Genomic DNA, 22,926 nt, shown 5'->3' with positions numbered 1-22,926 from the left:
AATCAAAACACGCCGAGCAACTTCGGAAGACATACAAGGCGCCATGAGCAAAGAATTCACTCAAGACGAGATCAACTCGATCGTCTGGAAAGCTTGCGATTCGTTTCGCGGGGCCGTCGATCCGTCGGAATACAAGAACTACATCCTGACGATGTTGTTCCTGAAGTACCTGACCGACCTGTGGAAGGATAAACGCGACGAGTACACCAAGAAGTACAAGGGTGAAAAAAAGCGAATCGAGCGAGCGCTGGCTCGAGAGCGGTTTGCGTTACCGCCGAAGTGTGACTTCGACACGCTGTACGAGAACCGCGAGGCGGCTGACATCGGGGACCGGATCAACAAGGCGCTGCAGAAAATCGAAGATGCCAACAAGGCGAAGCTCGAAAACGTTTTCCGAAACATTGATTTCAACTCCGAAGCGGCGTTGGGGCAGACGAAAGATCGCAACCGGCGGTTGAAGAATCTGCTGGAGGATTTTTATGGCAGCGACGCGCGGCCGTTGGATCTGCGGCCGTCGCACCTGAGCAACCGTGATGTGATCGGGGATTGTTACGAGTACCTGATCGAGAAGTTCGCGGCAGGGGCGGGGAAGAAAGCCGGTGAGTTTTACACGCCCAAGGAAGTGTCGATGTTGCTGGCCAAGTTGGTCGATCCGCAGCCCGGTGACACGATTTGCGATCCGGCTTGTGGCAGTGGTTCGCTGTTAATTCGGACTGCAAAAGAGATTCAAGAAGCGGACGGTTCGCCGAGTCGCAACTTTTCGTTGTTCGGGCAGGAGTCCAACGGCAGCACTTGGGCATTGTCGCGGATGAACATGTTCTTGCACGAAATGGACAGTGCGCGGATCGAATGGTGTGACACGATCACGAACCCGCGATTGGTCGAAGATGACCAGTTGATGAAGTTCAACGTCGTTGTCGCCAATCCGCCATTCTCGCTGGACAAATGGGGAGCCGAAACGGCGGACACGGACCAGTACAAACGGTTCTGGCGTGGCATTCCGCCCAAGAGCAAGGGCGACTTCGCGTTCATCACACACATGATCGAAACGGCGCTCGCCGGTGAAGGCCGCGTCGGCGTGATCGTGCCGCACGGGGTGTTGTTTCGTGGTGGCAGCGAGGGATTGATTCGACAGAAATTGGTTGACGAAAACCTGCTGGATGTTGTCGTCGGCTTGCCGGCCGGTTTGTTCTTCGGCACAGGCATCCCGGCTGCGATTCTGGTGTTCCGTAAGGACAAGAAAAAACGCAACGTGATGTTCATCGACGCCAGCCGCGAATTCGTCGACGCCAAGAACCGTTCGTACTTGGGCGAAGACCATATCGCCAAGATTGTAAAGACGTACAAGAGGCGAAAGAGCGTCGACAAGTACGCCTACGTTGCCGACTTTGCTGAGATTGAGGAAAACGATTTCAACCTGAACATCCCACGCTACGTCGACACGTTCGAGGAAGAAGAAGAGGTCGACGTGCGAGCAGTGCAGAAAGAGATTGATGGGCTGGAGAAGGAGTTGGCTGCAGTACAGAAGGAAATGACGGGATATTTGAAGGAGTTGGGGCTATGACGCAACGACTCATGCCTAGCGTTTGGAGGGCAATGCGAGTGGGCGACTTGACAACCAAAGTTGGCAGTGGAGTCACGCCCAAGGGAGGCCGAGAGGCATATTTAGAGAATGGAGTTACTTTTATCCGGAGTCAGAATGTGCTCGTGGGCCGTTTAGATTTTTCTGATGTTGCATATATCTCACGTGAGATGCATTCACAGATGGGCGGTTCGATAGTTCGGCCAGGTGACGTGCTTTTGAATATCACCGGTGCTTCGATTGGTCGCTCTGCCGTTGTGCCAGTCTCTTGTGGCGAGGCAAATGTGAATCAGCATGTTTGTATCTTAAGAGCAAACGAACATGTCGAGCCCTACTACTTGATGACCGTTTTTAATTCGAGGCTTGGGAAGCGGCTCATCTATGAAAGTCAGGCCGGCGGGAACCGTGAGGGATTAAATTTTGAGCAGATTCGATCATTTAAGATTCCTACACCCTCTCGCATCGAGCAGCAGCTTCTAATCAAGATCTTTATGGCATGGGATCATTCAATTGAGCTCTCCGAGCAGCTGATTGAATCCAAACTTATCTATAAGCGGGAGCTAATTCAGGAGCTGATTGACAGTGGACAAAAGGGGACCGCTGCGGCCAAACTTGGCGAGCTGTTCAAGAACCGAAAAACCAAAGGCCGGTCGGGGTTACCGACCTTCTCCGTCACAATGAACGCTGGACTGGTACGGCGCGACTCACTCGATCGCAAGAGCGAAACCACCCTCGGACCCGAACAGCACTTGCTAATCGAAGAAGGCGACATCGCGTACAACATGATGCGGATGTGGCAGGGCGCCTCGGGGCTGGCGACAGAAGCTGGTTTGGTCAGTCCGGCCTATGTCGTGATTCGACCTCGCGGCAAAGTCGATCCTGCGTTTGCATCGTATTGGTTCAAGATGCCTCGCGTCGTGAAGAAGTTTCAGGACTACTCGCACGGCCTGACTAAAGATCGTTTGCGACTGTACTTCAAAGACTTCGCCACAATCGCTTTGCCGTTGCCGCCGCTCAAGTTGCAGCAACAGATTGCCGAAGCGATGCAGTGCTGCGACAGTGAACTGGATGTGTTGGAGCGAAAGGTTGCGCTGCTCAAACAGCAAAAGAAGGGCCTGATGCAGCAACTGCTGACCGGCAAGACTCGCGTCAAACTCCCCAAGGGGGCCGCGTGATGGCCAAGAAGAAAGGTGGCATCGCCATTCCCGACGATTACGCGGAAGTATTTGAGTCACTCAAAGCGCGAGTGCGGCGGTCGCAAACCAAGGCGATGCTGTCGGTCAACCGCGAACTGATCCAGCTCTACTGGGATATCGGATGCCAAATCGCTCAGCGGCAGCAGAACGTTGGCTGGGGGCGAAGTGTTGTGGACAGGCTATCGAAGGATTTACGCGCCGCTTTCCCGGACGTGAGCGGTTTTTCGGCTCGGAATATCTGGCGGATGCGAGCGTTTTTCCTAGCCTATTCGTCGGTAAGTGAGAATCTGCCACAGGCTGTGGCAGAATTGGAAACGCTGAAACTGCCACCGGCAGTGGCAGAAATCCCGTGGTCCCACAACATCCTGCTCCTCGAAAGGGTCAAAGATCCCGTACAGCGTCACTGGTATGCTGTGAAAACTCTTGAGCACGGTTGGAGCCGGGCGGTACTGACCGTTCAGATTGAAAGCGGTCTGTACCAGCGTCAAGGCAAGGCAATCACCAACTTTGTCGCGACCCTACCTCCGCCGCAGTCGGACCTGGCCCAAGAGTCACTGAAGGATCCATACCTGTTCGATTTCCTGACGCTTCGTGAGGACGCTGTCGAGCGGGATCTCGAACAGGGACTCACCGACCATGTTCAACGATTCCTGCTCGAACTCGGTGCTGGCTTCGCATTTGTTGGGCGGCAAGTGCCGATCTCGGTTGGCGACGAAGACGACTTTCTGGATTTGCTGTTTTATCATCTGAAGCTGCGATGCTTCGTCGTCATCGACTTGAAGATGAAGAAGTTCACGCCAGCCGATGCGGGGCAGATGAACTACTACCTCTCAGCTGTTGATGACCTGATGCGGCATCCCAGCGACCAGCCCACCATCGGTCTGATCCTTTGCAAATCAAAGGAACGCATCAAAGCCGAATATGCCCTGCGCGATATCAACAAACCGATTGGCGTGGCCGAATGGCAAACGAAATTAGTGGAATCGTTGCCCGAGCCACTCAAAGGAAGTTTGCCGAGTATCGAAGAGATCGAAGCGGAATTTGAATCGGAGGATTCGCCATGAACGATGCACTGCCTTCGTTCAAGGAAGATCACATCTCGCAGATTCCGGCGCTTCAGTTATTGCAGCAACTCGGTTGGAAATACCTATCGCCCGAGGAAGCGGTGGCAGCTCGCGGCGGCAAGCTGTCGAGCGTCTTGCTGGACACGGTGTTGGTCAGCCAACTGAAGAAATTGAACCAGATCGAGTTCAAAGGCGAAACGCATCCGTTCAGCGAAACGAATATCCACTCGGCGATCCTGGCGCTGAAGGATGTTGTCTATGACGGCTTGGTGCGGACCAACGAGAAGATTTATGACTTGCTCGTGCTGGGCAAGAGTCTGCCGCAGACGATCGCCGGGGACACGAAAAGCTTCCCGCTCAGCTACATCGACTGGAATCCGGAGACCTGGCAAAAAAACAATGTCTTTCACGTCACGGAAGAATTCGTGGTTGAGCGAACGGCCAGCCACGAAACGCGCCGGCCCGACATCGTGTTGTTCGTTAACGGAATACCGCTGTGCGTGATCGAATGCAAACGCCCAGACAAAGATGATTCGCTGTCCGGGGCGGTCTCGCAGCATCTTCGCAATCAACGCGATGATGAAATCCCGCATTTGTTCTTATTCACCCAGCTATTGGTCGGTATCTCGAAAAACCGCGCGAGCTATGGGACGACGGGAACGCCGGCAAAGTTCTGGTCGGTGTGGAAAGAGAACGTCGACAAACCGTTGGCCAAGATCATGTCAAAGCCGCCCAAAAAGATGGCGGACACGCGTTGGCTGATGGATCGGTTCACCTATGTCAGCGAAGATCAGGCAGCCTACTTCACCGGCCCGCGTGCGATCACGGACCAAGACCGAGCGTTGTATTGCCTGTGTCGCCCCGAACGACTGCTGGACTTGGCGTACTCGTTCACCGTCTTTGACGCTGGCGAAAAGAAGGTAGCCCGATACCAGCAGTACTTCACTGTGAAGAACACGCTGGGCCGAATCGAGCAGCGGGACGACAACGGTGCTCGCAAGGGCGGCGTCGTCTGGCACACACAGGGGTCGGGCAAGTCGCTGACGATGGTGATGCTGGCGAAAGAGATCGCCCGACTGCGGTTGCCCCAATACAAGATCGTGCTGGTGACGGATCGCGTCGACCTGGACGACCAGATTTACAAGACGTTCACCCACTGTGACATGCAACCGCAGCAGGCGGCCAGCGGCAAAGACTTGGCTTCGCTGATGCAGGGCTCGGTCGGCCGCGTGATCACGACGGTGATCGACAAGTTCGATAACGCAGTGACTCGTGGCAAACTTCGCAATGAAAGCGACAACATCTTCGTGTTGGTCGACGAAAGCCACCGCGGGCAGTACAAGACGATGCACGCCAAGATGCGGAAAGCGATGCCGCGTGGTTGCTTCATTGGCTTCACGGGCACGCCCGTTCGCAAGAAGGAAAAGGACACGATCAACAAATTCGGCGGCTTGATCCAGCCGACATACTCGATCCGCGACGCCGTCGATGACAAAGCCGTTGTGCCACTTTTGTACGAGGCCCGCGATGTCGAGCAACGTGTCGACCGCGAAACGATCGACCGCTGGTTCGAGATCATCACGACGAATCTGTCGAAAGAGCAGAAAGCGGACTTGAAGAAGAAGTTTTCGACGACGGACCAGTTGAACAAGGCGGAGCAGAAGGTTCGTGAGATCGCTCTCGATATCAGTCTTCACTACCGCGACAACTGGCAAGGCACCAAGTACAAGGCTCAACTTGTCACGCAGGACAAGAAGACGGCATTGATGTACCAGCGGTTCTTGGAAGAGTTCGGTATGGTTTCGTCAGAGGTGCTGATATCGGGGCCGGATGACCGCGAGGGTAATGAAGAGGTTGAAATCGACGAAGACGATCTGCCAGAGATTCAAAAATTCTGGCGGAAGATGATGAACAAGCACGGTAGCGAGGATCAGTACAACAAGAACGTCATCAACGGTTTCAAGGCCGGCGACGACCCTGAGATCATCATCGTGGTCGATAAGTTGCTGACGGGGTTTGACGCGCCGCGCAACACGGTGCTCTACCTGACTCGGTCGCTTAAGGATCACACGTTGTTGCAAGCAATCGCTCGCGTGAACCGTTTATGTGAGGGGAAAGACTTCGGCTACATCATCGACTACCGCGGCGTGCTGTCGAATTTGCAGAAAGCGTTTGAGTTCTATCGCGAGTTGGAAGAGGCGGACCAGGAGGAATTGGAAGCGGCGATGACCAACGTGGCCGTCGAGATCGAGAAGCTGCCTCGCCGGCACACGGAACTGCTAAACCTGTTCCAGGACATCACGAACAAGCAGGACGAGGAACTGTACGAGCGGAAGCTGGCCGACCAGGAGTTGCGAGACCAGTTCTATGACGCGCTGCGTGATTTCGCCAGGTCGCTGTCGATGGCACTCGGTTCCCTGGCGTTCATGGAGGAAACACCGGACGCCAAGGTCGACCGCTATCGCAAAGACCTGAAGTTCTTCATGAACCTGCGATCTTCGGTCCGGCACCGCTACGCCGAAGTCGTCGACTTCAAAGAGTACGAAGAGAAGATACAAAAGCTGATCGATACCCACGTCGCGACCGGTGAAGTGAAAAAGATGACGTCGCTGGTCAACATCTTCGATCGGGAAGCGTTCGAGAAGGAACTGGAGCAACTGGAAGGCAAGAGTGCCGGATCGAAAGCCGACACGATCGCGCACCGGACCAAACGTACGATCAATGAACGTATGGATGACGACCCCGCGTTCTATGTCAAGTTCTCCAAGATGCTCGAAGATGCGATCGCAGCTTTCCAGCAGAAACGGCTCGCCGACATCGAGTACTTGAACCAAGTCCAAGACATCGCCGAGAAGATCCGTACCCGCAGCGGCGACAACTTGCCAAGCGAATTGCGAGGGCACGAGGTCGCCGGCGCGTTGTACGGCGTGGTGAAAGAAGTTTTTCAGTCGCACTCGGGCGGCGATCTCGATTTGCCAACCATCGGCGCGGAGGCAGCGTTGCGGATCGACGACATCGTCAAGACTCATCGCATTGTGAACTGGACGAACAATCCCGACGTGCAAAACCAGATGCAAACCGCGATCGAGGATTACCTCCATGAACTTGAGGGCACAGGGCTGGACCTATCGTTCGACGAGATCGACATGATCTTGGAGAAATGCCTCGACATTGCACGTCGGAGGTACGCCTGATGTCGGTGGTAACCACAATCGAGAATGGACAGCCCGATGGTGGTTACTTATTGAAGTACGGCCGGCTCGACATTCCGTTCAAGATCGAATTCCAGCCACGATCGCAATTGACGATTCATGTCCATCCTGAAATGCGGCTGGCGGTCTTGGCTCCTGAGCATCGGTCTCGAGAAGCGGTTCTGAATCGAGTCGAAGCGAAGTCCGCATGGATCGCGAAGCAGTGGAGGTACTTCGAGCGTTACCAACCCACGCAACCTGCCCGCGAATACACCAGCGGAGAAACACACCGCTACCTCGGTCGTCAATATCGCCTAAGAGTCACGAAGTCAGCCGAGCACTCGGCCAAGTTATCCGGCAAGTTCCTGCAAGTCGGACAATCAGACACCTCCGATCACGACGCGACGAAAAAGCTCGTCATCGACTGGTATCGCCAGCATGCCGACGCGACGTTCGCGCGACGATTAGCGTTGTGCCTACCAAAGTGCAAATCACTCAAACTGAAATCACCTCCCAAAATATCCATTCGCCAGATGACACGGCGTTGGGGCAGTTGCACAAAGGCTGGCAACATCACGCTCAATCTCGACCTGATCCGCGCACCAATCCACTGCATCGACTACGTCATCATCCACGAACTATGCCACCTAAAAATCCACGACCACAGCCCCAAGTTCTACCGAACACTGACCCGCATCCTACCCGACTGGGAAACGCGGAAAGCGCGTTTGGAGTCGCAGGACTGGTCGTGAGTCGCTGGAATGGTTCCTGCGTTTAGTGAGAAAAAATCTTTTTGCAACCGTGGCATGAACAGCCTGTCATTTGAAATTTTGTTGAGGACATCATGAGATTAGTTTGGTTCGAGATGACTGGCTACAAACGATTCGCTGAACTTGCCAAGATCAACGTCAACGAGAAGTTGGTCGCGATCGTCGGCCCAAATGAAGCCGGGAAGACATCGCTTCTGAAGTGTCTGTTGCATTTCAATCATCGTGACCCGTTCGTTGCTAAGGGCGGGTCACAGGAGATCAGTCGTGGCGTTGAAATTGCCGATAGCGATACCGTCGCAGAATGGACATTCGCGTTGGATGATGGAGACCGTGCCGCCATAGCCCACGTCCCGGAAGCGAAGTCTGTCCGCTGGTATGGAATTGCCAAACGAAAGAGCGGAAAAACGTATTTCTCACTCGCTCCGTGGCCTAAGCGTTCGCGAGAGTTACGTGACAAATCAGTGCGTGAAATCGTAGAACGTTTGAAACAAACCGAACAGACTGACGATGTCGATCTAGTTGATGACGAACCGGCCGATCAATCAGAACTTATATGTTGTTTTCGTAAATTATCTTCGGCGCTGGAAAACGATGAAAGCGACTTGCCTAAGGCTACAGTCGAAGCGATTCGCGAGACAATTGACTTGATTGAAGACGAGGCCGATTCGCTGCGTGTTCTGCTTGAAGACTTGCATGCTTATGAATCGGGGGATTCACCAACCGACCAAGTCGGAGCTTTGCTTTCTAAACGCCAGCCAAAGTTCCTGTTCTTCTCGGCGGAAGATCGAAACCTAAAGTCGGAATACGATTTGGACGGCTACTTTCGCGAAGAGGATCGGAAGAAGAATATACTTCGTGAGAAGATTCCCGTGGCACTGAAGAACCTTGCGCACGCGACTGAACTCGACCTGAAATCTCTTTACGACGCTCAGAAAAACGATGATCGAGGGAAAGTGCGAACTCTTCTCGAGCGCGCCCAGGGCCGCATCACGGATAGTCTTCATCAATCGTGGACCCAGTCCAAGTTGTCGATCAGTCTAGAACTGGATGGTTACCGTTTTCAGATTCTGCTTCGTTCGGAGGAAGGTGAGTATGTGAAGGTTGTCGAGCGAAGCGACGGGCTTCGGCAGTTCGTCGCATTGCTACTCTTCTTGGCTCGACAGCCAACGTCGGTTTGCAAACCAATTTTGCTAATCGACGAAGCGGAAAGTCGTCTTCACTACGATGCCCAAGCCGATCTTGTGCAAGTGCTTGCGAGACAGGACTTGGCATCCAAAGTCATTTACACGACTCACTCGATTGGATGTCTGCCAGAGAACTTGGGGTCGGGAATTCGGATGATCGCTGCCGAGGATCCGTACAGCAAGGTCGAAAATCATTTCTGGGACTCATCGAGGCCAGGTTTTTCACCGTTGCTATTTTCGATGGGTGCCCAAACGCTTGCTTTCCTGCCGATGCGATACGCCGTCATCGCAGAAGGTGCGGCAGATCTAATTCTGGTTCCAGAACTGCTGAAGGCCGGTCTGAATGTTGAACATCTTGGCTTCCAGGTCGTTCCCGGTCTATCCAGCGCAACCGGTGCCGAGATTGCGATTCTTGACAAGGAATCATCTCGAACCGCCTACCTGACGGATGGCGATAAAGCGGGGCGTAAAATGAGAGGGAAGATTGCTGACGCTGGCGTTTCTCCTTCGATGATGCTTTCGCTTCCCGTTATCGAGGGCGAAGAGACAGTCATCGAGGACTATGTTCCAGCGACATCGTATGTGGCGGCGATCAACGAGGAACTAACGCGATCAGGATGCACCAAAACAATCACGGAGAAGGACGTTGCACGTCCCAATCGTCCGCGCAATCTCGAGCAATGGTGCAAAGCACATGATTTAGGTATCCCCAGCAAACGAGCTGTCGCGTATCACATCGTTGAAAGCCAATACGAACGTCCAGTGTTGGATCAAGAAGCAATTCCTCAGATTCGGTCGCTACATGATGCGATCGCGACAGCCCTCGCGTTGAACACAGAAGTATGAACCTCTGGTTGGAGAGACTTGGTGTCGCATCGCTCTCGCTGCTCTTCATCGCCGCCGGCATCAATCGCTTTGTGTCGCCTAGCGGTGAGCGTTCGGTGAACGGCGGTGGTTGGCGTGCTTCTAACGGCGGCGTTTTCGGCGGCGGTTCTTTTCTTTCGCGTGCCGTTCTTTGCGGCGGATATTGTCCATCGTCCATGCGTGATCGGGATGCGACTGCAGCCATCGGTCCGGTAGCAACTCGTCCAGTTCCTCGCTGGTGACCCGATGGCCGGCAGATGCCTGCGCGAATGCCTGGCCGCTGCGGTGGTAGGGTAACTTATCGAACACGTCGCGAAGCCAGGCGAACGGTTCGACGCCGTTGGCCTTCGCACTGCTGACCAACGAGTAGAATACCGCCGCATCTTGCCCACCACGCTTCCCGCCGACAAATAGATAATTCTTCCGACCAATGGCCGGGTTCTTAACAAGCCTTTCGGCAGCGTTGTTCTCAAACGTTAGATAGCCTTCCTCGGTGTAACGACATAACGCTGACCATTGGTTGAGCGTGTACGTAGACGCTTGTCGGATCACACTCTTGGGAAGCACGCGGCCAGTTTCCAATTCGCGATCCATCCACGATTTGAACTGGTTCAGAATCGGAAGCGAATGCTACTGACGAGCCGCTGCCACCGCCTCGAAGTCGCGCTGACCTTGCAAGCTGGTTCGCGGATAAGTTTCACGCAGTTGCCCTTCGATCTGTGACAATCGAGCGATGAACGATAACGCCGTGTTCGCAAGCACCTCATCATTATCAATCGCTTGGTGCCAGTAACGCCGCGCATGTATCCAACACGCCACTTCGCGCACGCGTCCACCCGCGTAGATGCAGTCGTATCCTAAATACAAATCGGCTTGAAGGTATCCTTGGAAACCCTCGAGAAAATTCAACGGCCCATCACGCTTTCGATCGATGGTAAAATCGTAAACCGCATAAGGATGCAACCAGTCGCCAAGGTAAGGCCAGAACTTTGCTTCGCGAGCGATACCCGCCCCTGGCTCGAGCATCTTGATCGAAGTGTCGTCGGTGTGGATGACTCGCGACTGAAGCACCAAGTATTTCATTCGTATCACCAACGGACGCGACAACTCAGCCAACTTGATAAGCCAACCACACAGCGTGCTGCGACGAATCTCAAGCCCGGTTCGCAGGAAGATATCTTCGAGGCGATAAAGTGGCGTGTGGTCACCGAACTTCGAGAGGGTTACGTGCGCACAGAGTCCTGGACCGGGTAAGCCTTTCTCGATCGGCTGCGGCGGCTTGAACGCAACGACAACGTTCTCCCCGCAAGCACGGCAGGCGTACTTCACGCGGTCGTGCTGAATCACTTCGACGCTCGCCGGAATGATCTCGATCTGCTTCGGACAACGTTTTGCAAGGGAGAAGCGAGGGGACCGAGCTTGCTGCCGGGGGGGTGTGGCTGCATCACCTGCAGAGTGGTTCTGATCGAAGTGAGTGAGCAAAATGCTTGGTTGTTTGCGGAGGTGCGAGATGGCTCCGTTGGCACGTAGCGAAGTCGCTGATCCGAGTGAGGTGGCGGTCGGTCACCTGAATAATCGCAATTGCAGACGCGGCTCATTGATGGGAGATGGCGAGGTTTCTGGAAAGAACTCCGATCACCGTAGGGTCTAATTTGAGGAGTATTTGCCGTAACTTGTGGTGAGCTTCGGCATCGGTCTGCTAACGTTCACGATTTTGGCCAATCGATTCCACTTGATTCTGCGGTCGCGTCCCAATGTAGTTGCGGCGTGGAGCGACGAAGAAGCCGCTCGGCGTTGATTGATGGTGTGCCAGTGGCCGACACCGCAAGACTTTGAAGACACGACTGGGAAACGTTCTGGCCAAAGCGATTGGTTGGATTGGGGATGACTAATAGCTAAAAAAAAGAATCAAGCTGGGCCGCCTTGGCGGGCGGCCCAGCGATATTCTATCGAGTTCGGCGTCAATTCGGGGCTATTTTAGCGAGATTCCACTCGCCGGCTAAAAGGTTGACCGTCGTGTCCGAATCGAGCGGGATGTTGCGGAGCCAGCGTGTGAACTGGTGAACCATTATTCCCGCAGCGATGCTGGCGGCGTAGATCGTGCTGCGTGAAGTGCAGGTTCCTTGCTGAGCTTCCGAGGCGGCGAACAAGGTGGTTGCGTAGTGCTGTGATGACGGTGGGTCATCGGCAGCCAGTATGCGAATCACCTCGCCCAGCATTCTGCCGTCGGCCCAGAAGGCTGCTCGACCTTGGACTGATTTCCAAATCGCTGAGCGGGCCGTGATCGAATCGACACAGCAGAAAACTGCGTTGCCAATGGATTGCCGTGGTCGGAAGCGGTCTTCGATGCGAGTGACCTCGATGGCTGGATCGAGTTCACTGATCGCTTCACCGCATGCAAACGGTTTACTCCAGCCGATTTCGTGCTTTCGATAGCCCTGCGTCGTTGTGTTCGACAAGTCGACATGATCGAAGTCGATCAACTGGATGCGGGGCGCGCCGATGGCTGCTAGTTGCAGCGCGACTTGGCGACCGATCGCGCCCACGCCGATCACCGTTGCGGTGACTTGGGTGAGGCGGTCCGTTGGGACCAAGTCGCTCTGACGGGCGAACCGGTTGGATGTTTCGGTGGTCATCGGCCAACCTCGAACAACCGGTCGCTCCACAAATCGGCGGCCGTGGGAGGCTGCTGCCACCAGTCGGCATCGTCATACAGATCGATGGCGGAGCGTCGCGATGCGAATGGGTCAAAGACCGTGACATTTTCACAGTACTCCTCGAACCATTTTTCGTGATCTGTGGCTGGGAACTCACAATCCAGTACCGTCCGGCAGCGCAGTCGACGATCCGTTCCAGGGCCTACGTTGAAGCGGGCGCGGGTATAGGTGTTGCCCTCCTCCGCCAGAATGTGCATGACGCACCAATCCACGCCGCCGAAACAGCGACTGAACGTTTCCTCATCGGTTTGACTCGGTGAGGGTGAGGCGCCGGGGTGCGTGTGGACCCAGACTCGCGCGAATTGCTCTGGTTGGCGCCCGGCATCGACTTGGCTGTCAAAGAAGTCGGCAACGCTGGCGTCGTCGAACTCGACGGAGGTGACCGAGCAGGTTTGTCGGACCAACTGAATGTCTTCGATCAGCAACAGGTCATCGGCATTGGAAATTCCAAAACCGCCGATTTCGGTGGGCCCGATGTCACGCAGGTACACTAGCTTTGCCAACGCAAACGGGCTGAACCGCAGGACACGGTTGCTCCGGTTCGTCTTTTGCATTTTCTGCATTTTCGTTGTTGAGGCAATCATCACAGGTTCCTTCATAGAGGCAGGAGGGACAGAAACTTTCGCCGCAGTCGTCGCACGACTTCAGGCACATTTTGCACGCATCGTCGCCGCAGCTTTCGCAGGACGAGGCGCATTCTTCGCAGTACCGTTCGCAGCATGAATCGCAGCACGTGCTGCATTCCATGCACAGTTCGGTTTCGCAGTTGGAACAAGCGAGTGCTTGGTCGGAATCGACGGTGTCGCCGCAGGATCGGCAGTTGACTCCATTCCAATCATCCAGTTGAACGTAGGCAGAACCCGAGTTGTAAGTCCGCAGAATCTGATCGACGATGCAGAAGAAGTCATACAAACGACCTTCATCCAGGGCGCGACGAATCGCGTCAGATCCCTCACCCTCGCACAGCGAATCGCTTTGGACGTGGGGATGCGTCACACCCTCGCCGCTGGCCGGCTCGTTAGGCTCGAGCGCGATCACATCGAACGGAGACGATTCTTTGATATACTTCCAATTCAAGCGAATTTCGAAGCTTCCCAGCAGGACTCCGTCGAGGACAATGCTCGACGTCGTCACCGTCAGTCGCTGAATTGATCGCTCAATCGTCACCGCGTCGAATTCGCCACGCAACGCTTGGATCTCTTGGAAGATCAACGTTGCGGTGGGTTCGATGTGAGATCGAGATTGCCGTTTTAGGTTGTCGATGGAGTGAGTCGCCCGCATTCGAAGGATGTCGAGCGCGCCATGAAGTCGATCACTAGCGTCTCTTGCGGCGGTGGGCCAGTTACGCTGGGTCGCCATTTCGAGTCGTCGCTGCCAACGTTTGCATTGCTCGATCGAGTCATCGAAATGCGACATCGACGTTGCGTCACTCATGTGCTGCAGGGACTGCATCATTTCAACGGCAGCTCGATAGTCTTGTTTGATTTCGTTTTTCATTGCATTCCTCGGTGGAAACACTCAGTTGGGGCGAATGAAAGCAGAAGTCAGGCAGCGCCTTCGATTTTCTGTGGTGTGAACGAGACCCGGTCGCCGTCTCGCAGCAGTTGATCGGCCGCCGCGGGTTGGCGATTGACACGGATGAGATAGCTTTCAGCGTGAAACGCGCCGACATGCCGCTCGAACATTTGCTGAACCGTCGTGTTGTCGGGAGCTTCGACGTGATGGGCGTATCCACCGGCGTCATTGGAAATGAGAAGAACTTTCATGCTTGGTGCTCTTTAGTTGTGGGTGTCGGGTAAACGTTTTACGTTTGGGAAAGCGAAGCCGCCGCTGTCCACGAACGGGACAGCGGCGGCGTTTCGCTACGAAGAGTGGGGGCTGATAGCGATGAGGCTTCATCGCATCAGCCGATTGCGGCTTCCAAAACGAAGCTATTTTCATCGGGCTCATCTTGAAGGAACTCGAAGTCGTCCCAGTCGATAACTCGACCGCCGTGCACGGGATCGGTCGGGTCGTCAATCAGGTCGCTGGGGTTAGCGATCATGAAGCCGAGTCGTTTGACTGCGGAGATGGTTTCGCCAGTGGCACGAGCCACGGCACGATTAAGGTCGTTCTGGTTCATCGGAATATTTCCTTAAGGAGGGGGGAAACGAAAAAAGCCCCGCACACCTGACTTGCGTCAGACGAACGGGGCTTTGGTAAAGGGAGATGTGAAAGAACGGTTATTCCGGCGAGCGGACTAACCAGTTCCGATGAAGCCAAGTGACTTCTGCCGCCAGGGCTTCGCTGCGTTTGTCAAACGGTCCGAGAGTTGGACCAGCGACGGGAGAGAGATCGGAGGTCCATTGACCGCCGGATGTTGGCTCAACATGCGAGCCGCGCCGGATGGAGATGCACCCCATCGAGCGAAGATCAACGCGGTCGTCGAAGACCATTCGAGTCTCACCGTTGGCGGTCACGACCAGTTCGATGGCACTCACCGCGGGCCCCGAATGATGTTTCGGCGTGGGCGATCCGTCATGAGTTCATCGAGACTCGTTTCGACATCCGTCAGTGATCGTGCCATTCGATCACGCAACGACGCGCGATCACGCAAGTCTCGTGGGTCGACACCGCTGACGACTTGTCGTGCATTTTCAACCAGTTGATCGAGGTCGTCGTTACTGCCAATGCTGAGATGCTGGAAACGCTCGAAAAACTCGTTCAAATTGGAAATCGCGGAATCGCGAAAGACTTTCGGTTTGCCGTCCACCGAACCCGACAATCGCTCGGCCAAATGTCCGACCAACTGCGACAGTTCCTCGGCAAAGGTTTGCTCAGCCAGTTCAACCGCTTCAGCGAACTTCGCCTGCACGCGTTGGCATTCCTGCTCGTACAGCTCAGGATTCACCGTTCGCAGATACGCCGGCGGTGTGACGGAGGGGAAATCCCAAGTAATCGCGAACAGATCCGAAACGGAGACGGGGTAGTCAGCCGAATCGAACAAGTTCCCGAGTTGCGTGCGGGCTTGATCGACGAGTTCCGCGAAACAGCGGTCGAGTTCGTCAACGGCTTCGCTCAGATCCGCTTGGATGATGATCATGCGATCATCGAACTCTGAAACGTCACCCCGGCGCAACAGCCGGACTCCCGGCTCGATGTACGGCAGCGTCATGCCTTTCCACAACGCACCCGCCTTCGTTTTGATCGCCGAGACGGCGCGGAATGACGGATGCGAAGTATCGAACAGGCGTTTCGCTGCTGAGAGTGTGCGGCTATCGGCGTCGAATGCGCCAGCAGCTTGTTGTTTCTGGTCGCGACTGAGACTCTTGCGAGTACCAGGCCAGCGGATGTGCAATCGCACGGCGGTCGTTTCGGCTTGCAGCCGAGTTCCGTGTGATGAATGATTCTGGGTCACAGGATCTTCGAGCATGGTGCTCATGGATTCTCCTTGGTTAGAGTAGGTTTTTCAGTGAGCGCGTCCCATCGCCTCAGTTCTGAGACGGATTGGCACGCGACACCCGGCGCCGCGATTGAGGCTTGGCATCGTGCTGGTAAATCCCAGACTTCTCCGCATCCAGGCAACGACCGCTCGCCCATTGGCGCAAACGGTCCACCGATTCGGTTGCCGTGACGGCTACGGGAACTACATTCAGCCCTGCTTGCGAGAGCGGAATATCAAGCAACGCTGATAACCGGCAACAAGCACGAATTTCCGCCCCGGTCCATTTTTCATCCGCCGGACGCTTTTGCTCAGGTTCAAGTCCAAACATGGCGGTATATTGGTTCCAGATGCGGTCTTTCTGGTCACGCTGCGGCAGATCGAGGAACACGATCCCGTCGAACCGCTCAGCACGCGAGAGTTCGGGAGGCATCCGCGTGATATCGTTGCAGGTCGCAATCAGGTAGACGTTCGAGGTGTGATCGTTCATCCAGCTGAGCAACGTGCCCAGCATGCGAGACGACACGCCCGAATCATTTTGCCCCGAACCCGCCGCCCCGCTCAGAGCCTTTTCGATCTCGTCGATGAACAGAATGCAGGGAGCCATGGCGTCCGCGATTTGCAGTGCACGCCGAACGTTTTGCTCTGTCTGCCCCACAAGACTGCCCATCAATGCCCCGACGTCCAGGATCAGAGTGGGACGTCCAGTCTCTTTGCCAAGTGCTTTGGCGAATGCTGACTTGCCTGTGCCGGGAACACCCAACAGCAGCACGCCGCGAGGGCGCTTCAATGGGTTATCACGCCCATGCTGAAGCAACGACCGTTTGCAGAATGCCTTCAAACTGTCCAGCCCACCCAGCGATGTGAAGTCGTCGCTGCTCTTGTAGAGTTGCAGCAGGCCAGACTTTTTGAGCATGCTTGCCTTCAGTTCCCAGACCGATTCCGGCAGGATCGCCGAATCACGAACCAGACTCAATCCGAAGGCATTCTCGGCTTCCAATCGAGTCAGCCCCATCGCCGCATCGAGCACGGTTTCGAGTCGTTCGGCGCCGGGGAGTTCACCTTCTTCAGTCGCGATGCCCTCGGCGATCTCTTTGAGTTGTTCACGCGTGGGCAACGGATGGTCGATGACTATGAATAGTTTTTCGAGTTCCGTTGGGATCTGGACCACCGGCGATAGGATGACGAAGATCGTACGAGTTGACTTGCCGTCAACGATCTGACGCGCCAACGCCTGCATGATTTCGGCGGAACTGAGGAAGCGATGGAAATTCGTCAATACGACGATCGACGGCGTGTCATCGCCAGCGAATGAACGCATCGAGCGAATTGCGGACAAAGGATCATTTGACCCATCATCACCGAGCGGACTTCCGCTCACTCGCAAACCCTGATCGATATCCCAGTTCACGAGCCGCCACTCGTGCTCACGACAAAGCTGGCTGATTTCGAGTAACGCGTCGTCATGCTCGTGACTTTCGATCCAGATGCCGGTGAAACAGGCTTTCACCAATTCCTCCAATCGATCGGATAGTTTCATAGATTCTCCTTGTTTTAGAGTGAAATTCAGGATGCCAGCAGGTCATTGATCGCCAACATCCAAGACGTGATTTCTCCGTCTGGGTCACGCTCGGCCAGCAAGCTGGGCGTCATGTGTTCAACGGCAACTGTGTTGAGCCAACGTTTCGCTCGATTCGCCATTCGGCTTTGCGAACGTTTGGCCTGCAGTAGCCATGCGGTCTCGCCAGGATGCTGGCGATAGAGTTCGCGGGCGGTTAGTTCCGCGACACAATCGAAGTCGTCAAATTGCACGATGATCTGTCCCGCCGCAAAAATCGCGCTTGGATGCAGGTAGTTTTCAAGACACCGTTTCCGGGTGATGACCGCCTTGCATCCTTCACGATCATTGACCGACTCTGCAGCTTGCCTGCGGAGACCGGTCTCGGGAGGCAGCTCGTGATCGTAAAGATGGAATTCGGGACGACCGAGCGGGGCAAAACGATTAATCCACGCTCGAACGTGACCGCCCCCGAATGGAACGAAAATGAGTTCACCCCGCTGCTCCATCTCCGCCAAATTTGGCAGCTGACAGTCGGTGGCATGAAGCATCAAGCTGATGCGACGCAAAAACTCGATGTCATTCATGCCCTCGACGACCAACAGCAGACCAACGCGATCTGCTGTTTCGGTTTTCGCATCATTCAAGTTTTCGATAGATCTGTCGATTATCTCTCCGTTTGTGTTTCCGTGTTGGCGCTGGACTGAGCCGAATAGAATTCGGTTGTGAGTCTTTCGGACTGTCGTTTGCCCAGCGCGGTTTCGAGGAATTGAGTGGCTTCGCGGCATTCACCGCCAGTAAAGCCAAACGTTTCGATCTTGGTCGCACCGGTCGGAGAGATGACAATGTTGAACGTTTTCAACTGGCACCTCCAACTTGGACGGTGAGCTTGATCGATCCGTCAGCCAGTGATTGTTCAGTCACGAAGTGCCCCTGCTTGCGAGCTTCCAAAACCGATTTTTCAACCGCATACCGCTGGATCAGCTTGTCCAGTTGAGCCTGTTCACCCCAATGACCTCCGTAGTTGTCGTAGTGAACAGTGCCGCTGTCGGTATCGCAGACGACGGGGTATCGCCAGCGTGGGAGCTGGACGCAGTGTCCCGTTGCTTCCGCGGAAAATAGTTTGATGGTCTGATGAATGGGATCATCAAGACCAAGCTTGCGACACGAAGTTCGCAGTGCGTTTGGATCACGAATCTCGGTCGTGATCGTGACGATGTGTGACAATGTAGTCTCCTTTTGTTGGTGCTAAATGGATCAGGTAGGTTCGTCACCGGGTGACGATGCAACGCGGATGCGTGGCGAGTTTGATGATGCTTTCGGCCTTTGGGAAAGCAATCGTGGCGTATCCGCGACCAAATCTTCCAACATCACATCGATGATCGCCTGGTCGTCGGCGGAAGATTGCGGTTGGCGAAGCACGAGCCACGCAATCACGAGAGGCAACAGGCAGGCGAGCCAAAGTCCAATATTGATGACGGCTGCCGCGGTCAGCGAATCGTAGCGGCGCTCGGATGCGATTGAGCGGCGATCCGCTTCGAGTAGATCTCGTTGCTGTCCGATATTGGTGCGTTCAGCTTGTACCTCACGCTGCATGGCAGTGACCTCTCGGTGAAGCTGGTTGGCCTGTTGGGTTTGCTCGGCTTGCCGGAGCTCGTGTCGCTCCGACATTTCAACGAGACGAGTGTCACTACTTTCTTGGCACCCGGCTATCGAAAGCGTCACGATCATCATCGTGAATGGGAGCAAAATCTGATTCAGGTTCATCCGACCTCCATCGTTGAACGAGACTTTTAAGGATTTGCTGCAGTGCCATTCGCAGTCGACGCTCTTTGGCGAACGCGACGGCGAGCAGTAGTAGGACAACAGACATGAGAGTGAGAATGATGTGTGCCAGCGGGCACCTCCTTTGAGTTGAGTGGGTGGATTGAGTGGGCCTGGAGAGCCATGACAACCATCGTGTTGTAGGCCCCTTTTAGATATGAACTTCAGCTTGACGCTTTATCTGATGGTTGTTCGGTAGACTCGCAAGTCGATTGATCGAGACGGTGCGCCTGCACGATTAGCTGAGCGAGATTGGTAACAATTTGCTCACGTTCGGGATCATCAAGTTTTGGTTTCTCCTTGGTTTGGATAGGACTGGGCATCACGTTCCTTAGTAAGAATGTGGGCTTGCGTGTTAGCGCAAGAAAAACGCCTCGTCCGAAGGCGAAGCGTTGGTGGTTTTGATTCGGAGGCGACAGAACGTTAAGCAGACCGTCGCTTCTTGCCGTTGTTGTACGGAACGGCTGGCGGCTCAAGCTCGTTCATCTCATACCAACGCCGGTAGCTGTACCAAACGTTGCCAGAGTTGACGTTGTGGCCCTCTTGCCGAAGCTGTTTCGCCGTTTCGCGATGGCTCATGCTCTCGATATCAATGAGTTCATGAACCCGCTCGGCGATAGCGTCCAAACGTGGCGGTTTCCGTAGCCAGAGCGTGATGGAAGCTGACGATTGACTTTCAACTTCACTCAACGAGTGATCGAAACTGTCGAGCAATCGAAGTTGAAAGGTGCCGCGAACATTGGTTCGCTTCCGATTCGCTCGCCGTTCGACACTCACCATGATCTGTCCACCGGTAAGAGACCGGAAAACGCCAAGTGCTTGGTAAACAGCATCCTCTCCAAGATCGCCAGCGGCCGCATCCGAAAGTAGGGTTGAGATCTCCGAAAGCCGTGCTCGAATTTCGTCAACTGTCAGGGTATTCGTCTCGCCGTCGATTCGGGCCTGCAGACGTCTAACGTCACTTTGCCTCGCATAGCGTTCGGACTTCGCCGCGCGAAGCCGCGTCTTCGTTTCTTTGCGGTCGGCCTCGGTACCCTCGCCGGACATCTCGAAGAGATCGGTGACGCGATTTCCAAGAACTGCCAATTGCCGGCGAGCGCGAGCAAGTTCATCATCGAGACCGTGATCCGCTTGCGAATCGAGATCTTGACTTTTCAAAACCACCGATTCAATCAATTCCGCATCTCGCGAAATCGATTTGGTCAGTACATGGCACACGGCCTCGACTGCTTCCTGTCGCCGAATGGATGACTTGCACTTACACTGGTCGCCGTTCTTGCATTGCATCCCTGCTCCCTGTGCGCCGGTTTGGTAAAACCGTACGAGCGAGTCTGGTGTACTGCAACTCTCGCAGTAGAAGAGCTCTGTCGTCAGATCCCACAGTTTCAGCTTTCTTGGTTTGTGTGGGCCGCGCGGACCGGTCTTCTTGCTGTCGAACATGACACGAAGCTTCTCAAAGGTCTCGTCGTCCAAGATACGAAGTTCTTCGCACTGGCGGGTTGTGACCTCATCATCGGGCTGCTCGACCTGCTTGACGTTGTCAAGCTTCGTGGAAAACTGATTTCTCCGACGACCGAATTCCCATTTACCGATCAATCGTACGTTCGTGAAGAGACGTCGATAACAAGCGTAGTTGAGCTTTCCACTCGTCGCTCGCGGATCAATCGGTCCGCCAGCGGCGTTCCAGCGACGAACGCCCTCACGAATCGACATCCCGTTAAGTAAGAGCTGCGCATGTTCACGGATGAGCTCCGCAGCTTCCAGATCGACCTCTGGCATCGTTCGCGGCCTTTCACGGTTGGTCAACGGTGCACCAGGAATTTCCTTGCGGCGATACCCAATTCCGATGGCTCCCGTAGTCCAATTGTTCAAAAACAAACCGGTCAATCCGGCGCGGACGTGGTCCGCGATGGCATCCAGCAACATGTCGTCCATGATCCCGTGGATTTGCAATTGCAACTTCCACGTCTTCCGATCATGCGTGTCGATACCCTGCGAGACACTGACCGCTCGCAGGCCTTCTTCGACGACTTCCTCGTTGATGAACTGGTATCCTTTCCCCGCTTGCCGAAACAGGCGACTTGCCTTGTAAACCAGAAGCACTCTTGCCAGTCGCTCGCGAAGTATCGCCTTCGTTCGGTCGAGCCCAGCACGCTGTGTTCGCTTTCCTTTGACGCCTTCATCGACCGAGATCAGTTCCGGTGGGACGTAGATGCGATTCTTGGCGGCCCACTGAATGTTCTCACGAACTTGATCGTCCGTCGAGTGCTGCAGTTTCGTACTGAACCGGGAATAAATCGTGCCGATCTCATACCCTTTGGCGATCGCCCATGCAATTCGCGTTTCAAGTGTCGCCTCAGGATCGAAATCCATTAAGTCAAGGTTATGGATGGCGGCCATTTTTGACCACCACATGTTAGCGTTGCGGGTGAGTTTGTCATTAGCAGCACCGATGCTAGGAATGTTAGAGTTCATGATTGAACCTCCCACGAGTAGGATCCACCTAAGCCAGTCGAACGTTGTGCCCGAATCTCGGCAGATAATTGAAAAGCCCAAACTAAGAACGAGCATTCCGACATCGTTCGGCTGACCAGAATTCGGGATGGATCCAATCTCTCCGGCTTGCGCATGAAAAAAGCTCCGTCAATAACGGAGCGCAAACGAACCCGAATAGATCGACTGAGGACTAGCCGATAGCTAACCGTGCTTCCTCATATGATAGTGACACCAAATCGCCTTTAATTCAGGTCATGGCGTCCATTCGCGAATCTCGCCGCCAACATGATGCTCAAACAAGCGAATCTGTGACGGATCGATCATCAATTTCTGAGTTCCCTTTGCTATGACTCGGATGGCGTCGGCAAGGTCGATGGGGAATCCGACTAAATTGGTGAGTTCCGATTTAACTTTCGAAACATAGTCGGCGCTTTTTCGCTCTCCGAACGTCGTGCTATCGACTGGAAGCCCCACTTTCGCGTGTTTTGCCAGTTCCCAGACGAACGACCACTTCGCTTCATGAGACCAGGGACCGTCGATCAGCTTTCTTTTCCAATGAACCTCGCGTGTCAAGGAATTAAGCACCAGCTTGTTTTTCAAGATGGCATCGTCGTACGCGGCATCGGCATTTAGCAACTCGCCGGTCTCCAGCAACAACCATTCACGAGACTGCGGTGTTAGAAAATTGAATCGAAACGCAATTTCAATCACAGCACGGACATAAGTGCCACCATGCAACTGCGTCCACATCGCGACCACACCATTGGCATAGGCGGTTTCGAGATTGCCGCCGAGGCGCTTCTGCTCCTCCTCGGAAAAAAACTCACCCCAAAGTTTAATCGCTATCGTCGGGTTGCGAATCCGCAACTCAGCCTCTTGGAACTTCGTGATCGCGGCGTCAGAGGGTGCCTTTGGCTGGTTCATCGGATCACTCATCACACTACCTCCATGTGTCTACGTGCAGTGGGGCCTCAACGCGAGTGCCAACTGAGTACGTATCTTAGCCAATCGAAAAGAGATCCCGCTTCCAGTTATGACGTTTTTCAGTGCATTTTCGGT

At 54.7% G+C, this 22,926-nt stretch carries 21 protein-coding genes and 1 pseudogene; 6 read left to right on the top strand and 16 right to left on the bottom strand.

Translation table 11 applies throughout. The features are described 5' to 3' along the window. Nucleotides 1–43: 43 nt before the first annotated feature. The 6 genes from CA85_RS19925 (at nt 44) to CA85_RS19900 (ending at nt 9,833) form a co-directional block, all read left to right on the top strand. A complete protein-coding gene (locus CA85_RS19925; RefSeq protein ID WP_146393111.1) occupies nt 44–1,564 on the top strand; it encodes a type I restriction-modification system subunit M in 1,521 nt (506 codons plus the stop codon). After that, the gene (locus tag CA85_RS19920; protein WP_146393110.1) at nt 1,561–2,757 is read left to right on the top strand and encodes a restriction endonuclease subunit S; all 1,197 of its coding nucleotides are present in this window, start codon (nt 1,561–1,563) and stop codon (nt 2,755–2,757) included. Before CA85_RS19925 ends, CA85_RS19920 begins: the two co-directional genes overlap by 4 nt. Further along, on the top strand, nt 2,757–3,842 hold the full coding sequence (locus CA85_RS19915; RefSeq protein WP_146393109.1) for a PDDEXK nuclease domain-containing protein: 1,086 nt from the start codon (nt 2,757–2,759) through the stop codon (nt 3,840–3,842). Before CA85_RS19920 ends, CA85_RS19915 begins: the two co-directional genes overlap by 1 nt. After that, nucleotides 3,839–7,036, top strand: a complete 3,198-nt coding sequence (locus CA85_RS19910; protein ID WP_146393108.1) for a type I restriction endonuclease subunit R — start codon at nt 3,839–3,841, stop codon at nt 7,034–7,036. Before CA85_RS19915 ends, CA85_RS19910 begins: the two co-directional genes overlap by 4 nt. Next, nucleotides 7,003–7,785, top strand: coding sequence for a M48 family metallopeptidase (locus tag CA85_RS19905; RefSeq protein WP_146393107.1), 783 nt, complete (start codon nt 7,003–7,005; stop codon nt 7,783–7,785). The genes CA85_RS19910 and CA85_RS19905 overlap by 34 nt, the downstream gene beginning before the upstream one ends. Before the next feature lie 92 nt (nt 7,786–7,877). Then, nucleotides 7,878–9,833: an AAA family ATPase gene (locus tag CA85_RS19900; RefSeq protein WP_146393106.1), complete on the top strand. Its 1,956-nt coding sequence runs from the start codon at nt 7,878–7,880 to the stop codon at nt 9,831–9,833. A 120-nt stretch (nt 9,834–9,953) separates the two neighbouring features. Here the strand turns inward: CA85_RS19900 and CA85_RS25825 are convergent, their stop codons facing one another. The 16 genes and pseudogenes from CA85_RS25825 to CA85_RS19820 form a co-directional block, all read right to left on the bottom strand. Continuing rightward, nucleotides 9,954–10,214 (bottom strand): transposase domain-containing protein, encoded by a 261-nt coding sequence (locus tag CA85_RS25825; protein ID WP_246113004.1) that lies wholly within the window; start codon nt 10,212–10,214, stop codon nt 9,954–9,956. A gap of 33 nt (nt 10,215–10,247) precedes the next feature. Then, nucleotides 10,248–11,333, bottom strand: a pseudogene (gene tnpC / locus CA85_RS19890) (IS66 family transposase); the annotation flags it as partial. A gap of 479 nt (nt 11,334–11,812) precedes the next feature. Further along, a complete protein-coding gene (locus tag CA85_RS19885) occupies nt 11,813–12,487 on the bottom strand; it encodes a ThiF family adenylyltransferase (RefSeq protein ID WP_146393103.1) in 675 nt (224 codons plus the stop codon). After that, nucleotides 12,484–13,122 carry a Mov34/MPN/PAD-1 family protein gene (locus CA85_RS19880; protein WP_246112997.1) on the bottom strand — a complete coding sequence of 213 codons (639 nt, stop codon included), beginning with the start codon at nt 13,120–13,122 and terminating at the stop codon, nt 12,484–12,486. The genes CA85_RS19885 and CA85_RS19880 overlap by 4 nt, the downstream gene beginning before the upstream one ends. Then, nucleotides 13,046–14,065 (bottom strand): hypothetical protein, encoded by a 1,020-nt coding sequence (locus tag CA85_RS19875; RefSeq protein WP_146393101.1) that lies wholly within the window; start codon nt 14,063–14,065, stop codon nt 13,046–13,048. The genes CA85_RS19880 and CA85_RS19875 overlap by 77 nt, the downstream gene beginning before the upstream one ends. A gap of 47 nt (nt 14,066–14,112) precedes the next feature. Then, nucleotides 14,113–14,334 carry a MoaD/ThiS family protein gene (locus CA85_RS19870; RefSeq protein ID WP_146393100.1) on the bottom strand — a complete coding sequence of 74 codons (222 nt, stop codon included), beginning with the start codon at nt 14,332–14,334 and terminating at the stop codon, nt 14,113–14,115. 137 nt (nt 14,335–14,471) lie between these two features. Continuing rightward, nucleotides 14,472–14,690 carry a hypothetical protein gene (locus tag CA85_RS19865; RefSeq protein WP_146393099.1) on the bottom strand — a complete coding sequence of 73 codons (219 nt, stop codon included), beginning with the start codon at nt 14,688–14,690 and terminating at the stop codon, nt 14,472–14,474. Nucleotides 14,691–14,790: 100 nt separating this feature from the next. Continuing rightward, entirely contained in the window at nt 14,791–15,048 is a 258-nt protein-coding gene (locus CA85_RS19860; protein ID WP_391564910.1) for a hypothetical protein, read from the bottom strand. Continuing rightward, nucleotides 15,045–15,989: a hypothetical protein gene (locus tag CA85_RS19855; RefSeq protein ID WP_146393098.1), complete on the bottom strand. Its 945-nt coding sequence runs from the start codon at nt 15,987–15,989 to the stop codon at nt 15,045–15,047. The genes CA85_RS19860 and CA85_RS19855 overlap by 4 nt, the downstream gene beginning before the upstream one ends. 49 nt (nt 15,990–16,038) lie before the next feature. Next, nucleotides 16,039–17,529, bottom strand: a complete 1,491-nt coding sequence (locus CA85_RS19850; protein WP_146393097.1) for an AAA family ATPase — start codon at nt 17,527–17,529, stop codon at nt 16,039–16,041. Nucleotides 17,530–17,555: 26 nt separating this feature from the next. Continuing rightward, a complete protein-coding gene (locus CA85_RS19845; RefSeq protein ID WP_246112996.1) occupies nt 17,556–18,194 on the bottom strand; it encodes an ATP-dependent endonuclease in 639 nt (212 codons plus the stop codon). Nucleotides 18,195–18,214: 20 nt separating this feature from the next. Then, entirely contained in the window at nt 18,215–18,409 is a 195-nt protein-coding gene (locus CA85_RS19840; RefSeq protein WP_146393096.1) for a DUF2997 domain-containing protein, read from the bottom strand. Further along, nucleotides 18,406–18,774 carry a DUF1257 domain-containing protein gene (locus tag CA85_RS19835; protein ID WP_146393095.1) on the bottom strand — a complete coding sequence of 123 codons (369 nt, stop codon included), beginning with the start codon at nt 18,772–18,774 and terminating at the stop codon, nt 18,406–18,408. Before CA85_RS19835 ends, CA85_RS19840 begins: the two co-directional genes overlap by 4 nt. 30 nt (nt 18,775–18,804) lie before the next feature. Beyond that, complete coding sequence (locus CA85_RS19830; protein ID WP_146393094.1) at nt 18,805–19,314, bottom strand: hypothetical protein; 510 nt, start codon at nt 19,312–19,314, stop codon at nt 18,805–18,807. A gap of 480 nt (nt 19,315–19,794) precedes the next feature. Continuing rightward, entirely contained in the window at nt 19,795–21,846 is a 2,052-nt protein-coding gene (locus CA85_RS19825; RefSeq protein WP_146393093.1) for a recombinase family protein, read from the bottom strand. Nucleotides 21,847–22,119: 273 nt separating this feature from the next. Beyond that, nucleotides 22,120–22,803 carry a hypothetical protein gene (locus CA85_RS19820; RefSeq protein ID WP_146393092.1) on the bottom strand — a complete coding sequence of 228 codons (684 nt, stop codon included), beginning with the start codon at nt 22,801–22,803 and terminating at the stop codon, nt 22,120–22,122. Nucleotides 22,804–22,926: the final 123 nt, after the last annotated feature.

Source organism: Allorhodopirellula solitaria (genome assembly GCF_007859855.1).
GTDB classification, from domain to species: domain Bacteria; phylum Planctomycetota; class Planctomycetia; order Pirellulales; family Pirellulaceae; genus Rhodopirellula; species Rhodopirellula solitaria.
The sequence above is the reverse complement of the archived record's forward strand: the minus strand, read 5'-3'. Positions and strand labels throughout refer to the sequence as shown.

What these genes read in the sequence shown, in the direction of transcription:
- CA85_RS19925 (WP_146393111.1), top strand. Translation starts at nt 44, where the DNA reads ATGAGCAAAGAATTCACTCAAGACGAGATCAACTCGATCGTCTGGAAA.
- CA85_RS19920 (WP_146393110.1), top strand. Translation starts at nt 1,561, where the DNA reads ATGACGCAACGACTCATGCCTAGCGTTTGGAGGGCAATGCGAGTGGGC.
- CA85_RS19915 (WP_146393109.1), top strand. Translation starts at nt 2,757, where the DNA reads ATGGCCAAGAAGAAAGGTGGCATCGCCATTCCCGACGATTACGCGGAA.
- CA85_RS19910 (WP_146393108.1), top strand. Translation starts at nt 3,839, where the DNA reads ATGAACGATGCACTGCCTTCGTTCAAGGAAGATCACATCTCGCAGATT.
- CA85_RS19905 (WP_146393107.1), top strand. Translation starts at nt 7,003, where the DNA reads ATGCCTCGACATTGCACGTCGGAGGTACGCCTGATGTCGGTGGTAACC.
- CA85_RS19900 (WP_146393106.1), top strand. Translation starts at nt 7,878, where the DNA reads ATGAGATTAGTTTGGTTCGAGATGACTGGCTACAAACGATTCGCTGAA.
- CA85_RS19885 (WP_146393103.1), bottom strand. Translation starts at nt 12,487, where the DNA reads ATGACCACCGAAACATCCAACCGGTTCGCCCGTCAGAGCGACTTGGTC.
- CA85_RS19880 (WP_246112997.1), bottom strand. Translation starts at nt 13,122, where the DNA reads ATGCAAAAGACGAACCGGAGCAACCGTGTCCTGCGGTTCAGCCCGTTT.
- CA85_RS19875 (WP_146393101.1), bottom strand. Translation starts at nt 14,065, where the DNA reads ATGAAAAACGAAATCAAACAAGACTATCGAGCTGCCGTTGAAATGATG.
- CA85_RS19870 (WP_146393100.1), bottom strand. Translation starts at nt 14,334, where the DNA reads ATGAAAGTTCTTCTCATTTCCAATGACGCCGGTGGATACGCCCATCAC.
- CA85_RS19865 (WP_146393099.1), bottom strand. Translation starts at nt 14,690, where the DNA reads ATGAACCAGAACGACCTTAATCGTGCCGTGGCTCGTGCCACTGGCGAA.
- CA85_RS19855 (WP_146393098.1), bottom strand. Translation starts at nt 15,989, where the DNA reads ATGAGCACCATGCTCGAAGATCCTGTGACCCAGAATCATTCATCACAC.
- CA85_RS19850 (WP_146393097.1), bottom strand. Translation starts at nt 17,529, where the DNA reads ATGAAACTATCCGATCGATTGGAGGAATTGGTGAAAGCCTGTTTCACC.
- CA85_RS19830 (WP_146393094.1), bottom strand. Translation starts at nt 19,314, where the DNA reads ATGAACCTGAATCAGATTTTGCTCCCATTCACGATGATGATCGTGACG.
- CA85_RS19825 (WP_146393093.1), bottom strand. Translation starts at nt 21,846, where the DNA reads ATGAACTCTAACATTCCTAGCATCGGTGCTGCTAATGACAAACTCACC.
- CA85_RS19820 (WP_146393092.1), bottom strand. Translation starts at nt 22,803, where the DNA reads ATGAGTGATCCGATGAACCAGCCAAAGGCACCCTCTGACGCCGCGATC.